This window comes from Streptomyces sp. NPDC002573, from assembly GCF_042889625.1.
GTDB classification, from domain to species: domain Bacteria; phylum Actinomycetota; class Actinomycetes; order Streptomycetales; family Streptomycetaceae; genus Streptomyces; species Streptomyces gibsoniae.
Window position 1 is genome coordinate 53,720 of sequence record NZ_JBIARC010000029.1, and the last position, 13,659, is coordinate 67,378.

14 protein-coding genes are annotated in these 13,659 nt (G+C 70.9%); 9 read left to right on the top strand and 5 right to left on the bottom strand.

The annotated features are described in order from the left end of the window. Positions 1–63 precede the first annotated feature (63 nt). The 6 genes from ACFYX0_RS25775 (at position 64) to ACFYX0_RS25800 (ending at position 5,358) form a co-directional block, all read left to right on the top strand. Positions 64–762, top strand: coding sequence for a GntR family transcriptional regulator (locus ACFYX0_RS25775; RefSeq protein WP_388973452.1), 699 nt, complete (start codon positions 64–66; stop codon positions 760–762). Between the two features lie 32 nt (positions 763–794). After that, on the top strand, positions 795–3,263 hold the full coding sequence (locus tag ACFYX0_RS25780) for a glycosyltransferase (protein ID WP_388973453.1): 2,469 nt from the start codon (positions 795–797) through the stop codon (positions 3,261–3,263). Positions 3,264–3,279: 16 nt separating this feature from the next. After that, the gene (locus tag ACFYX0_RS25785; protein WP_388973455.1) at positions 3,280–3,930 is read left to right on the top strand and encodes a hypothetical protein; all 651 of its coding nucleotides are present in this window, start codon (positions 3,280–3,282) and stop codon (positions 3,928–3,930) included. Positions 3,931–4,055: 125 nt separating this feature from the next. Next, positions 4,056–4,436: a hypothetical protein gene (locus ACFYX0_RS25790; RefSeq protein WP_388973457.1), complete on the top strand. Its 381-nt coding sequence runs from the start codon at positions 4,056–4,058 to the stop codon at positions 4,434–4,436. Positions 4,437–4,514: 78 nt separating this feature from the next. Beyond that, positions 4,515–4,955, top strand: a complete 441-nt coding sequence (locus ACFYX0_RS25795; protein WP_388973459.1) for a hypothetical protein — start codon at positions 4,515–4,517, stop codon at positions 4,953–4,955. Positions 4,956–4,983: 28 nt separating this feature from the next. Beyond that, positions 4,984–5,358 carry a peptidase inhibitor family I36 protein gene (locus tag ACFYX0_RS25800; RefSeq protein WP_355912399.1) on the top strand — a complete coding sequence of 125 codons (375 nt, stop codon included), beginning with the start codon at positions 4,984–4,986 and terminating at the stop codon, positions 5,356–5,358. A gap of 84 nt (positions 5,359–5,442) precedes the next feature. Here ACFYX0_RS25800 and ACFYX0_RS25805 read toward each other — a convergent pair whose 3' ends face one another. Together ACFYX0_RS25805 and ACFYX0_RS25810 are read right to left on the bottom strand one after the other, a co-directional pair. Next, entirely contained in the window at positions 5,443–7,266 is a 1,824-nt protein-coding gene (locus tag ACFYX0_RS25805) for a bifunctional metallophosphatase/5'-nucleotidase (RefSeq protein WP_388973461.1), read from the bottom strand. A gap of 207 nt (positions 7,267–7,473) precedes the next feature. Next, the gene (locus ACFYX0_RS25810) at positions 7,474–8,757 is read right to left on the bottom strand and encodes an adenylosuccinate synthase (protein WP_355912405.1); all 1,284 of its coding nucleotides are present in this window, start codon (positions 8,755–8,757) and stop codon (positions 7,474–7,476) included. Between the two features lie 195 nt (positions 8,758–8,952). On the opposite strand from ACFYX0_RS25810, the gene ACFYX0_RS25815 reads away from it, so the two are divergent. Beyond that, positions 8,953–9,804: a diacylglycerol kinase family protein gene (locus ACFYX0_RS25815; protein WP_388973463.1), complete on the top strand. Its 852-nt coding sequence runs from the start codon at positions 8,953–8,955 to the stop codon at positions 9,802–9,804. Here ACFYX0_RS25815 and ACFYX0_RS25820 read toward each other — a convergent pair. The 3 genes from ACFYX0_RS25820 to ACFYX0_RS25830 all read right to left on the bottom strand — a co-directional run bounded on the left by ACFYX0_RS25820 (position 9,782) and on the right by ACFYX0_RS25830 (position 10,977). After that, a complete protein-coding gene (locus tag ACFYX0_RS25820; RefSeq protein WP_388973534.1) occupies positions 9,782–10,123 on the bottom strand; it encodes a Uma2 family endonuclease in 342 nt (113 codons plus the stop codon). The genes ACFYX0_RS25815 and ACFYX0_RS25820 overlap by 23 nt on opposite strands. Further along, on the bottom strand, positions 10,042–10,404 hold the full coding sequence (locus ACFYX0_RS25825; protein ID WP_388973538.1) for a hypothetical protein: 363 nt from the start codon (positions 10,402–10,404) through the stop codon (positions 10,042–10,044). Before ACFYX0_RS25825 ends, ACFYX0_RS25820 begins: the two co-directional genes overlap by 82 nt. Before the next feature lie 75 nt (positions 10,405–10,479). Continuing rightward, a complete protein-coding gene (locus ACFYX0_RS25830; RefSeq protein WP_355912414.1) occupies positions 10,480–10,977 on the bottom strand; it encodes a MarR family transcriptional regulator in 498 nt (165 codons plus the stop codon). A 102-nt stretch (positions 10,978–11,079) separates the two neighbouring features. On the opposite strand from ACFYX0_RS25830, the gene ACFYX0_RS25835 reads away from it, so the two are divergent. Further along, positions 11,080–12,045, top strand: coding sequence for an ATP-binding cassette domain-containing protein (locus ACFYX0_RS25835; RefSeq protein WP_388973464.1), 966 nt, complete (start codon positions 11,080–11,082; stop codon positions 12,043–12,045). Next, positions 12,042–13,652 carry an ABC transporter permease gene (locus ACFYX0_RS25840; RefSeq protein ID WP_388973466.1) on the top strand — a complete coding sequence of 537 codons (1,611 nt, stop codon included), beginning with the start codon at positions 12,042–12,044 and terminating at the stop codon, positions 13,650–13,652. Before ACFYX0_RS25835 ends, ACFYX0_RS25840 begins: the two co-directional genes overlap by 4 nt. The last annotated feature ends 7 nt before the right edge of the window (positions 13,653–13,659 follow it).

The following is a 13,659-nucleotide window of genomic DNA, read 5'->3' on the forward strand; positions in this document are numbered from 1 at the left end:
GGTGGCGAGCTCGTAGACCTGTACGAGCACGCCACCCGTACGTGACGAGGGAGAGACCGGACCATGCCCGGCAGCACCGGAAACGGCGCCGTGACCCGCAGCACCCTGCGGCAGCAGATCGCGGACGCGCTCCGCGACGAGGTGCTGGGCGGCCGGCTGCAGCCGGGGCAGGAGTTCACGGTCAAGGAGATCGCCGAGCAGTACGGCGTCTCCGCCACCCCGGTCCGCGAGGCCCTGGTGGATCTGTCCGCCCAGGGCCTGCTGGACGCCGTGCAGCACCGCGGCTTCGAGGTGCACGCCTACTCCCTCGACGACTACCGCGGCATGATCGAGGCCCGCGGCCTCGTCACCGACGGGCTCTTCCGGCGCCTGGTCGACAACGAGGGCAGGGCCGCGCTGGAGGGCCCCGGACTCACCGCCGCCCTGGCCGCGGTGCGCCGCCGCGGCGAGGAGGCCCAGCGCGCCGCCGTCGCCGGGGAGCTGAACGTCCTCATCGGCTACGACCTGCGCTTCTGGCGGGAGCTGGCCGCCCTGTACAGCAACCCCTATCTCGCCGGCTTCCTGCACCGGCTGCGGGTGCAGTCCTGGGCGTGCGCGGCCCAGCATCTGCGCCGGGTCACCCGGCTCCGCGGCCACCTGTGGTCCGGGTACACCGAGGTCGTCGACGCGCTCGCCCGCCGCGACCCCGCCGCGGCGAACGCCGTGATCACCGCGTACAACGCGCACTCCCTCGCTCTGGTCGAGCGGCTGGCCGAAGGATGAGCCGGCCCGGGGCCGCGGACGTCATAGAGGACATGCCGGCCATCTCCATCGACCTGTCCGTCGTCGTCCCCGCCTACAACGAGGAGGGGCGGCTCGGCCCCACCCTCGACGCGATCGCCGGGTATCTGCGCGACAACGAGAACCGCTTCGGCGCGTGGGAGGTCCTCGTCGTCGACGACGGGTCCACCGACGGCACCCGGGACGTCGTCACCGTCGCCTCGGTCCGCGACCGCCGCGTCCGGCTCGTCACCAGCCCCCGCAACCGCGGCAAGGGCCATGCCCTGCGTCTCGGTGTGCTCGCCTCGTCGGGCCGCCGGGTGCTGGTCACGGACGCCGATCTGGCCGCCCCGATCGAGCAGCTGGAACTGCTCGACAAGGCGCTGGCCCAGGGGCACTCGGCGGCGGTCGGTTCCCGCTCGGCGCCGGGCGCCACCATCGAGCGGCACCAGAGCCTCGCCCGCGAGCTGCTCGGACGGGCCGGGAACCTGCTGATACGCCGGGTCGCCGTGCCCGGCGTCCGCGACACACAGTGCGGTTTCAAGCTCTTCGACGGCGACCGGGCCCGCGAGGCCTTCGCCGCGTCCCGGCTCACCGGCTGGGGCATCGACGTGGAGATACTCCAGCACTTCCGGCGCTCGGGCTGGCCCGTCACCGAGGTGCCGGTGCGCTGGGCGCACCAGCCCGGTTCCAAGGTCCGCCCGCTGGACTACCTCCGTGTCCTCGCCGAGCTGACCTCGCTCAAACTGCGCTCGGTCCGCCCCGCCGACCTGCTGGCCACCGCCGCGTTCCTGCTGATGGCGGTGGCCCTGTACGCGGGCCGCTGGGCGGGCCCGAACCACCGCTATCTCCCGGACTCGCTGCAGGACCAGAACCAGTGGGAGTGGTTCTTCGCGGTGACGGCCGACAACCTGGCCCATCTCCGCAACCCCTTCTTCACCACCCTCCAGGGGTTCCCCGACGGGGTGAACCTCATGGCCAACACGGTGATGCTGGGGCTGACCGTCCCCTTCGCGCCGGTCACCCTCGCCCTCGGCCCCGCGATCTCCCTCGCCCTGGTGATGACGCTCGGGCTCGCCGCCACCGCCACGGCCTGGTACCGGCTGATCGTCCGGCGGGTCGTCCGGCACCGGGGCGCGGCCTTCACCGGCGCGGCGCTCGCCGCCTTCGCCCCACCGATGGTCAGCCACGCCAACGCGCATCCGAACTTCGTCGTGCTGTTCATGATCCCGCTGATCATCGAGCGGGCGCTGCGGCTGTGCGCGGGCACGCGGGTGGTGCGGGACGGGGTGGTCCTCGGCCTGATGGCGGCGTACCAGATCTTCCTGGGCGAGGAGCCGCTGCTGCTGGCGTCCGTCGGCATGGTGCTGTTCGCTGGCGCCTACGCCGCGCTGCACCCGCAGGTGGCGAAGGCGGCCGTGCCCCCGCTGGCGAAGGGCCTGGCGATCGCCGCGGCGGTATGTCTGCCGCTGGTCGCGCTGCCGCTGTACTGGCAGTTCGTCGGCCCGCAGAGCTACACCCGGGTGCTGCACGCCGACCACATGGGCAACAGCCCCCGGGCCCTGCTGTCCTTCGCCGAGCGTTCACTGGTCGCGGGCGACAGGGCGACGGCGGACGCGCTCTCCCCGAACCCCACCGAGCAGAACGCCTTCTACGGCTGGCCGCTGGCCCTGCTGACGTTCGCGATCGTCGCACGGCTGTGGGAGCGGGCGCTGGTCAAGGCGCTGGCGTTCACGGCGGGGGCCGCCGCGCTGCTCTCTCTGGGCCCGCGGTTCCAGATCCCCCTCACGAACATGACGGTCCCGGGACCGTGGGCGCTGCTCGCGGACAAGCCCCTGTTCGAGTCGGTCATCGAGGGCCGGGTCGCGATGGTGTGCGCGCCCGCGCTCGGCATGCTGCTGGCCGTGGCGGTGGAGCGGCTGGTGCGCACACCGCACATAGGCCGCCAGTTCATCGGCCTGACGGCGGTCGCCGCGGCCCTCATCCCGATCCTTCCGGCCCCGCTGCGGTCGGTGGAGCGGGCCCCGGTGCCGTCCTTCATCGCGGACGGGACCTGGCAGGCGTACGTCGGCAAGGACGAGACGCTGGTGCCGATCCCGCTGCCCGACTCGGGCAACGCGGAGGCCCTGCACTGGCAGACCGCGACGGGCCTGAAGTTCCGGCTGCCCGGCGGATACTTCAACGGCCCCTACGGCGACGAGCGGGTCGGCATCTACGGCGCCGCCCCCCGCTACACCTCCAGCATGCTGCGCGACATCAGCTTCACCGGGGTGGCACCCGTGATCGGCAAGAACTGGCGGGCGCAGGCACGGACCGACTTCGCCTACTGGCACGCGGGGGTGCTGGTGCTGGCCCCGCAGCAGTACCAGGACCGGTTGCGCCAGGCCGTGGACCAGTTGGTGGGGCGGCCCGGGAAGTGGGTCGGCGGGGTGTGGGTATGGGACCTGCACGACGTCGGGCGCCCGGCCCCCGCGCGCACTACGCTTCCTGCACCACACCGATGACCCGAGGAGCTTACTGTTGGCCTGTGACCTGTGGCTGGTCCCGCTCGTCGACGTGCTGTGCCATACGCCCGACAACCCGTTCGCCGAGGAACTCGCCCTCTACGACAAGGCGCTGGGCGAGGCAGGACTGCCGCCGGTGCCGGTGTACCAGTACATGCCGGGGCTGACCGGTGAGGTGGCGCCGGTCGCGGGATTCGACTACGACGCGCTGCACTTCCTGCGCCGCGCCTATCTGCTCCAGGTGTGCGGGCTCGCCGTGACCCCGGTCGACGAACTCGGCGGCGACTACGAACAGCTCCTGGAGATGTTCGAGTCGACGGCCCAGCAGTCGCATCTGGTGTGGCACTACGACCATGCGGGCGCCTATGTCCCGGTGGACTTCCCGCACCCCCTGTCGAACGACGAACTCCTCACGGGCGGCGGCCCGCTGGGGTCCTCCCAGGCGCTGCTGCGGGAGCTGGAGTTCGTGGCTGCGTCGATCGGCATCGACCCGGCGAACCCGCCCGTGCCCCCGGCCGCGCCGCTCGCCCCCACGGCGCTGGAGGAACCGGCGCGGCCCGCCCCGCACGACCCGAGCCCCTTCGCCCGGGAACGGCATGTGTGGCTGGGGCTGCACGCGGCGGCGACCCGGAGCCTCGCCCAGGGCTCGATGATCGTCTTCAGCTGAGGACCGGCGCGGCGCCCGCGTACGCGAGCGCGTTCCCCGGCCCGCCCGCGCTCCATGACCGCCGGAAGAGGTGAATCGGACACACGGGCCGCATAGGGGCATAACCACCCGGGCATGCCCCGCGCATGCGTTCCCTCGTCCTCGTCTCCGCCCTGGTCGCGGCACTCACCTCGGCCGCCGCCCCGTCCACGCCCGCCGCCGTCCCGTCGGCCCGTGCCGCCGCCGTGCTCCCGGGGCACGTGTACTTCTGGCCCGCGCCGAACCAGATGGGCCCCGGCGGCGCCTGGGACTACGCGCCGCCCGGGTACAGGGAGGCCGACCCCCGGGTCCGACGGCACGCGTACTCCTTCGACTCGCACGCCTCCGTGACCGTCTACGCGATCTCCTACGGGTCCGACGGCTGTCTGTACCGCGCGATCCGGCCCGGCGACCACTCCGAGAACTGGGAGTGGGCGCAGAAGTTCGACGGGGTCGGTGACACCACGATGGGCTGCCGGCCGGGCTGAGTCACCGATGCGTCCCCTCTTCCGAGCCGCTGCCGCGCTCCTCACCTGCGCCTGTTCCTCACCGGCTGTGCGACGACGGTGAGCACACCGGTCCGGTTCTCCCCCGACGACCTGGTCAGGGCGGCGACCCGCAAGCTCACCGACGACTGCCTCGCCCGCCGGGGCCTCGCCCTGCCCCGGCCCGGTGGGCCCGTTCCGTCGGCCGCCGAGCAACAGCGGGTCGACGACGCGCTGTTCGGGGCGGGCCGGGCGGAGCTGTCCCAGCGCCTGCCCACCGGCTATGTGGTGCGCGCCCATACCGGCGGCTGTCTCGCGGCGGCCCAGCGACGTTTGTACGGCGACCAGGTCCGCTGGTTCCGCACCTCGGTGGTCGTGGACAACCTCCGGCCGGAGGCCACCCGGTTCCACCGCTCCCTGGCCGAGGTCCGCGCCCGGCACCGCACCGAGATCGCCGAGTGGCAGCGGCTGCGGGCCCATGCCCTGACCGAGGCCACCGCCCTCCTCACAGCACGCCAGTGACATCTACACCGAAGGGAAACCCACCCCTATGAGCAAGCGCCTCGCCGCCCTCCTCGCCGCCACCGCCCTGTCCGCCGGGGCCGTCCTCGCCACCTCGGCCTCCGCGCAGGCGGTGCCCTGCGGCAGCGGCAACTTCTGTGTGTGGACGGACCCGAACTTCCAGGGCCTGAAGATCGAGCACAGCGGTGACGACCACTTCTGGGAGGGCGACATGGCCTGGCACGACTCCTCCTGGGCCGATCACGGCATCTCCGGCCCGGGCGTCAAGGACCATGTGAAGGTGTACTCCGCGCGGGAGCTGCTGGGTCATGTGACCATCTGCCTGGCCCCCGGCGAGGAGGTCGGCTGGAACGCCGCCGCGAACGACCAGGGCGCCTCCCACACCTGGACGATGGGCTGCTGACCGCCCTCCCGGGAACCACGGGCGGTGACCGCCGGGACGCGTGCACGCCCGGCGGTCACCTCATCTCCTCCAGAGGGGTCCCGTCTAGAAGACGGGGGTCCCGTTCTGGGTCAGCTTCCAGTTGGTGACCGCGAAGTCGGCCGGGTTCAGGGAGCCCTTCGCCGTCACGTAGTCGATCATCAGCTGGCGGATCTCGTTGGTGGAGCTGTAGGCGATGCCGGCCGCGGCGATGTGCGGGTAGCCGCTGCCGCCGTTGGCGCGGTAGTTGTTGACGGCGACGACGAAGACCTGGTCGTCGGCGACCGGGGCGCCCTTGTAGCTGAGGTTCTTGATCCTCGACCCCTCGGGCTGGGCGATGTCGATGTCGTAGTCGACCCCGGCGGCGGTGTCGTACATGTAGTCCCAGAAGCTGTTGGCGTTGGTGAGGGTCGCGGTGTCGACCTTCGTGCCGGCCGGGACCTGGTGGTAGTACTTCGCCCCGTACTCCAGGTAGTCCTTGAGCTGGGCGCCCGTGAGCTTCTTGCCGTAGAGCGTGTTGTCGTAGATGTAGAGCCCCGCGATGTCCTTGATCGTCACGTTGCCCGCGGGGATGTCCGCGGTCCGGCTGAACGGCGCGGCGACCGAGATGAGCGGGAGGGCGGCGTCGGCGGTGGACAGGCCGGTGGCGACGGTGGCCATCTGGACCTGGTGGATGAAGTCCATGATGGGGACGTCCTTCCAGCAGGACTCCGCCGCCGAGAGGTCCTGGGTGCAGGTGCCGACCGGCGTGTTGACGTACTTCACCACGAGGTCGTGGTCGGCCTTGAGGAGCCGGGTGATCTCCGGGTCCTCCTCGACGCCGTTGGGGTTGAGGGTCTGGGCCTTCTTGCCGGTGACCCGCCACTGTCCGTGGTGCAGTTCGACCTCGAAGTCGAAGACGGTCAGCCGCATGCCCCAGCAGTAGGGCTCGGACAGCAGGACGTCCTCGCCGGTCTGCTCGTTCTTGACGGTGTAGGAGGGGACCTCGACATGGGTGTGGCCGACGAGGATGGCGTCGATGCCGGGGACCTGCTCGGCGACGAGGTTGGAGGCGTTCTCGACGTAGGGCAGCTCACTGCCGTACGAGGACGAGCCGTCCAGGCCGGAGTGGTCGGTCAGGAAGACGATGTCGCAGCCGAGGGCGCGCAGCCGGGGCACGTACTTCTTCGCCTGCTCGACGAGCCCGGGGAAGACCATCTTCCCGCTGACGTTGTCCTTGTCCCACAGGGCGATACCGGGGTTGGTGAGACCGAGGATGCCGACCTTGATGTCGGGGGCGCCGGGGACACAGATCCGCTTCACGGTGTACGGCTGGAAGGCGGGGCGCAGGGTCTTGGCGTCCAGCGCGTTGGCGCCGAGCAGCGGGAAGTGGCACTGGCTCTCGAACTTGCGCAGAGTGTCGATGCCGTAGTTGAACTCGTGGTTGCCGAGCGCGGCGGCGTCGTAGCGCATGTGGTTCATGGCGACGGCCATGGGGTGCCGGGGGCCGTGCTTGCCGTCGGTGCCGGTGATGGGGTCGACGCGCGCGTAGTAGTACGCCAGTGACGTGCCCTGGATGATGTCGCCGGCGTCGACGAGCAGGACGCGGTCCTCGCCCTTCGCCTCCCGCTGCTGCTTGATGAGGGTGGCGACGCGGCCGACGCCGACGGAGTTGCCGGCCTTGTCGCTGTAGGCGGCGTCCTTGTAATAGTCCCAGTCGAAGACGTGACTGTGCAGGTCGGTGGTGCCCAGGATGGAGAACGACCAGGTGCGGGGCGCCTTTCCGGGCTTGTGACCGGCCTCGGCGGCCTGGGCCGTACCGGTGCCGACGGCACCCGTGGCGGCGACGGCCGCACCGGTGACGGCCGACTTCTGCATGAACTCCCGGCGGTTCATGGGACTGACGGGCATTCGGGGCTCCTGGGACTGGGGTCAGGGGGTCAACTGTGCGTGTTGTGCGGGGATTTACGGAACTACACGCGTAGATGGTTGCGGCACCGCGGTTGCGTGCGAAACCCCCAAGACCCCATGTACAGGTCAAGGATGCCCCATGGAATGACAACGCCCCCGGTGCGGCCGAAGCCTCACCGGGGGCGTGACGGAGGGATAACTCAGCGACTACAGGAACGAGTTGATCTCGATCGTCTCGTCACGGCCCGGGCCCACACCGATCGCCGAGATCGGGGCGCCCGACATCTCCTCCAGGGCCTTGACGTACCCCTGGGCGTTCTTGGGCAGGTCGGCGAAGGTCTTGGCCTTCGTGATGTCCTCCTGCCAGCCCGGGAGGTACTCGTAGACCGGCTTCGCGTGGTGGAAGTCCGTCTGGGAGTAGGGCAGTTCCTCGACCCGCTTGCCGTCGATCTCGTACGCCACACAGACCGGGATGCGCTCCCAGCCGGTCAGCACGTCGAGCTTGGTGAGGAAGAAGTCCGTCAGGCCGTTGACCCGGGTCGCGTAGCGGGCGATCACCGCGTCGAACCAGCCGCAGCGGCGGTCACGGCCGGTGGTGACACCGCGCTCACCGCCGATGCGGCGCAGCGCCTCGCCGTCCTCGTCGAACAGCTCGGTCGGGAAGGGGCCCGAACCGACGCGAGTCGTGTACGCCTTCAGGATGCCGATGACGCGGCTGATCTTCGTCGGGCCGACGCCGGCACCCGTGCAGGCGCCGCCCGCGGTCGGGTTCGACGAGGTGACGAAGGGATACGTGCCGTGGTCGATGTCCAGCAGGGTGCCCTGGCCGCCCTCGAACAGGACCACCTTGTCGTCGTCGAGCGCCTGGTTGAGGATCAGGACCGTGTCGGCGACATAGGGCTTGATCTGGTCGGCGTAGCCGAGCAGTTCCTCGACCACCTGGTCCACGGCGATCGCGCGCCGGTTGTACAGCTTGGAGAGGACCTGGTTCTTGACCTCGAGGGCCGCCTCCACCTTCTGGGTGAGGATCGACTCGTCGTAGAGGTCCTGGACCCGGATGCCGATGCGGTTGATCTTGTCGGCGTAGGTCGGGCCGATGCCCCGGCCCGTGGTGCCGATCTTGCGCTTACCGAGGAAGCGCTCCGTCACCTTGTCGACCGTCACGTTGTACGGCGTGATGATGTGCGCGTTACCGCTGATCATGAGCTTGGACGTGTCGACGCCACGCTCGTTCAGACCGCTCAGCTCGGAGAGCAGGACCGACGGGTCGACGACGACGCCGTTGCCGATGACGGGCGTACATCCGGGCGACAGGATTCCGGAGGGGAGGAGGTGCAGGGCATACTTCTGGTCACCCACGACCACCGTGTGGCCGGCGTTGTTGCCGCCCTGGTAGCGCACTACATAGTCAACCGAGCCACCGAGCAGGTCGGTGGCCTTCCCCTTGCCCTCGTCACCCCACTGAGCACCGAGCAGCACAAGTGCGGGCACGCGCGTACACCCCTTCCGGGCGGGGCATGTCCAAGGTCAGGGGCGTACGCGGAGGGTCCACCGCCGCGTGCACCGCGGCCGTCGTTGGCCGCAAACCGTCGGACCGGATGCCCCGGAATAGACGAAGCCCCTGGCGCAATAGCGCAAGGGGCTCTTGCACAAAGATGCTACCCGAGGAAGCGAGGCAGGACCGAGGTGGCGACTTCCGACCAGCTCCTCGTGGTCATCGACCCGGTCGCCCGTCACAGCGACGGTGAGTCCGTACGGATCGCGAAGGACGTGCTCAGCGCGCGTGCGGCGACGAAGGTGTGCCTCCCGGACGGCCCGGAGGAATTCGCCCGGGCCCTGGATCGCCGGGGCTCGCGGCGGCCGGTGGTGGTGGGCGACGACCGTGCGCTGCTGCGCGCGGTGACCCTGCTGCACCGGCGGCGGGAACTGGGCACCACGGCCCTGTCGCTGGTCCCGGTCGGGGCCGCGCTGTCGCTGGCGCGGACCCTCGGGGTGCCGACGGGAGCGGTGGCGGCGGCCCGGGCCGTCCTGGACGGGGCGGAACGGCGGCTGGATCTGCTGGCCGACGACAGCGACGGGGTGGTGCTCGGGGAACTGCGCATACCCTCCGTGCCGTCGGTGCCGCCCCAGCGCGACGGGGCGCACCTCGGCGAGGAGGCCGCGTCCGCGCGGCCGTGGCTGCGGGTGCGCCAGTCACTGGTACGGACCCTGGCCCGCCCGCCCCGGCTCGCCTCCCCGCCCCCGGACGGGCCGTCCCGGCTGCGGGTCGAGGTCGACGGGGTGACGCTGGTGGACCTGGACCAGCCGGTGGCGGGGGTGTCGGTGACGCCGGACTCCTCCGGGGCGGCCGTGGTGGAGGTCCGCCCGATGTCGGTGGGCGCGGAGGCGTCACCGCTCGCGGCGCGGGGGCGGACGGTGACGGTGTCGGGGGCGGACTTCCGCTACCGCGCGGACGCGGTGGTGAGCGGGCCGGTGCGGAGCCGGACGTGGACGGTGTGGGAGGGGGCCTGGGTGCTCACGGTGCCGGCTTCTTCGTAGCCGGTCCGTCGGGGGCCTGGAAGCCGTCGGTGTCGAGGATGCAGCCCAAGGACTCGGGGATACGGAGCTTCTCGCCGAAGGGTTTGCTGAAGCGCACCTCATATCCCTGTGCGGATGGCGAGCCGAACACGATGGCCTGCTTCTCCTGCATATCGAGGACCAGATAGACGGGGACGCCGGCCTTCCCGTAAGCCTCCACCTTGTCGGTCAGGTCATTGTCCCTGGTGGCCCTGGAGGTCAGCTCGGCGACGAGGGAGAGACCTTCTCCGTCCAGGTGGTTGCTGGTCGTTTCGTACGTCTGCTCGTGAGCGGCGTGGATATCCGGTCCGTACGCACGCTCGACAACCCGGAAAGACGAACAGGTGGGGGCCGTCCGATGATGTGGCCCTCGGGGAGGTAGGGCTCGAGTTGGGCGCACACCAGCTTCATGACGCGGGTGTAGTACCCCTTCGACCACGGCGACACGCCGATGTTCCCCCTGATGATCTCAGCCTTGTAGCCGTCGGGCACGTTCAGCTCTTCGAGGAGGTCCAACAGGTCCTCGAAACTGCTGCTGGGCTCCGTGCTGTTTGTCGTCGGTCGCTCCGTCATCGACGTCATGAGCGCTCTCCCCGTGGCGTAGACCAGCTACCACGCAGAGCAGTCGCCCCCTCACGTCTCCGTGATCGGTTCGGTTCAGTCGCGCCCGAACGTCCGGTCCCGGTGTATGCGCCAGCGTTCCATCATCGCCTCGACCTCTCCCTCGACGAACTCGAAGAAGGCGAGGGTCTCCGCGAGCCGCATGCCCGCCGGGGTGTCCGCGCCCAGGCTGGTGACCCCCTCGCGCAGGGCCTCCTCCCAGCGTTTGATGAGGGCCTCGCGGTTGGTGAGGGCCTCGTACCACTGGTTGCTGTGCACCCGGTAGCGCTCCCGGCGCGAACCCGGCTCCCGCTCCCGTGACACCAGATGCACCTGCGCCAGATAGCGCACCGCCCCGGACACCGCGGCCGGGCTGATCCGCAGCTGTTCGCCCAGCTCCGCGGAGGTGAGGGTGCCGGTGTCGGAGGCGAGCAGCGCGCCGAAGATCCGGGCCGGCATACGCGGCACGCCCGCCTCGACGAGTTGCGCCGCGAAGTGCTCCACGAACCGCGAGACCGACTCCGGGTCCCGCTCCACCGCCTTCGGCTCCGTCATCCCTGGATCATCTCCCCTGGTCAGCACCGCCATCGAGTCTACCGATGCTTTACACGCTTCCTTAACTTCACAAATTTCTGAAAGTAGCGTACGTTCCAAAGCATGACCAAGAGCTCCGACCTCGCCATCGAGGTGTCCGGACTGCACAAGTCGTTCGGCAGGACCCACGCGCTGCACGGCCTCGACCTGGCCGTCCGGTCCGGTGAGGTCCACGGCTTCCTCGGCCCGAACGGCGCCGGGAAGTCCACCACCATCCGCGTCCTGCTGGGTCTGCTGCGCGCCGACTCGGGCGCCGCACGGGTCCTCGGCCGCGACCCCTGGGCGGACACCGTCGAACTGCACCGGCGGATCGCCTACGTCCCCGGGGACGTCACCCTGTGGCGCAACCTCTCCGGCGGCGAGGTCATCGACCTGTTCGGCCGGCTGCGCGGGGGCCTGGACCAGGCGCGCCGGGCGGAGCTGATCGAGCGGTTCGAACTGGACCCGACCAAGAAGGGGCGGACGTACTCCAAGGGCAACCGCCAGAAGGTCGCCCTGGTCGCCGCCTTCGCCTCGGACGTCGATCTGCTGATCCTGGACGAGCCGACGTCGGGCCTCGATCCGCTGATGGAGGAGGTCTTCCAGCGCTGCGTCGAGGAGGAGCGGGACCGCGGCCGGACCATCCTGCTGTCCTCGCACATCCTCAGCGAGGTCGAGCAGCTCTGCGACCGGGTGAGCATCATCCGCAAGGGCCGCACGGTGGAGAGCGGCTCGCTCGCCGACCTGCGCCATCTGACCCGTACCAGCGTCACCGCCGAACTCGCCGGGCCGCCGAACGGACTGGCCCGTCTGCCCGGCGTCCACGACCTGGACGTCCAGGGCCACCGGGTCAGGCTCCAGGTCGACACGGACAAGCTGGACGCGGTGCTGCGGTCGCTGAGCGAGTCGGGGGTGCGGTCGCTGACGTCGACACCGCCGACGCTGGAGGAACTGTTCCTGCGCCACTACCAGGACGAACCGGCCCCCGGCGAAGAGTCGGTGGGGGCATCCGCCCGTCCGAGCGCCCCGCAGAGTCTGGGGGAGCGATGACCGCCGCGACGACGGCTTTCGCGGCGCGGACCGGAGGATCACGTCAGCTGGCCGGCACCGGAACCCTGTTGAGGTTCTCCCTGCGCCGGGACCGGGTGATGATCCCCCTCTGGATCGCGGTCAACGCGCTGATGGTGCTGTCGATGCCGGGCACCCTGAAGGGGCTGTACGGCACGGCGGCCGAACGCGCCGATCTGGCGGACCAGATGACCGCCAACAGCTCGCTGCGCGCGATGGTCGGACCGGTCTTCGGCCAGTCGCTCGGCGCGCTCACCGCCTGGCGCATCGGCGTCTACGCGGGGCTGCTCGCCGCGGTGATGAGCCTGCTCGTCGTCGTACGGCACACCCGTGACGAGGAGGAGAGCGGCCGCCAGGAGCTGATCTCGTCGGCGATGGTGGGGCGGCGCGCCCCGCTGACGGCGGCGCTGCTCGCGGCGGCGGTCGCGAACGCCGTCCTGGCCCTGGTGATCACCGTCGGTCTGGCGGGGCAGGGCGCCGCGGGAGCCATGGCGCTGGGGCTGGGCGTCGCCGGAGCCGGGCTGGTGTTCGCCACGATGGCGGCGATCGTCGCGCAGCTGACGGAGAGCGCACGGCTCGCGCGCGGGCTGACGGGTGCGGTGCTGGGCGCGGCCTTCGTGCTGCGCGCCGCGGGTGACGCCGGATCGAACGGCGGCTCGTCCGTGCTCACCTGGCTCTCCCCGCTCGGCTGGCTGGAGAACCTTCGTCCCTACGCCGGCGAACGCTGGTGGGTGCTGCTGCTGTTCGCCGCGGCGGTCCTCGTCCAGTGCGGGGTGGCGTACGCCCTGGCCGGACGCCGGGACATCGGCATGGGCTTCCTGACCGTGCGGCCGGGTCCCGCCATCGGCCGCCTCGGCTCGGCCGCCGCCCTGGCCTGGCGGCTGCAGCGCGGTGGTGTGCTGGGCTGGAGCATCGGCTTCTTCCTCGCCGGGGTCGTCTACGGCGGGATGACGGACGGCGCGACCAAGCTGGTCGGCGACAACGACAAGGCACGCCAGATCTTCGAGCGGATGGGCGGCCGGTCCGGGCTGACGGACACGTTCCTCGCCGCGATGGTGGGCGTCATGGGCCTGGTCGCGGCCCTGTACATCGTCGCCTCCATCCTGCGGCTGAACGGCGAGGAGACCTCGGGGCGCGCGGAGGCGGTGCTGGCGAACGCGGTGGGACGGCTGCGGTGGGCCGCCGGCCATCTCGTGATCGCCTTCGGTGGCGCGGCACTGCTCATGCTGCTGGCGGGCCTGGGCTTCGCGGCGGGCTACGGCAAGGAGACCGGCCCGATCCTGGGCGCCTGTCTGGTGCAGCTCCCGGCGGTGTGGGTGATCGGCGGTCTCGCGGTCCTGCTCTACGGGGTGCTCCCGCAGGGCGCGGTCGGGGCGTGGGGCGTGGCGGGCGCGGCCCTGCTGATCGGCTGGGTGGGCCCGGCACTGAACCTTCCGCAGACGGTCCTGGGCCTCTCCCCCTTCGGCCATCTCCCGAAGCTGCCGGGCGGGGAGATGCACTGGCCGCCGGTGCTCGTCCTGACGGCGCTCGCGGTGGTGCTGGTGGCCGGGGGGCTGGTGGGGTTGAAGAGGCGGGATGTGAGCGGCTGAGGGTGCC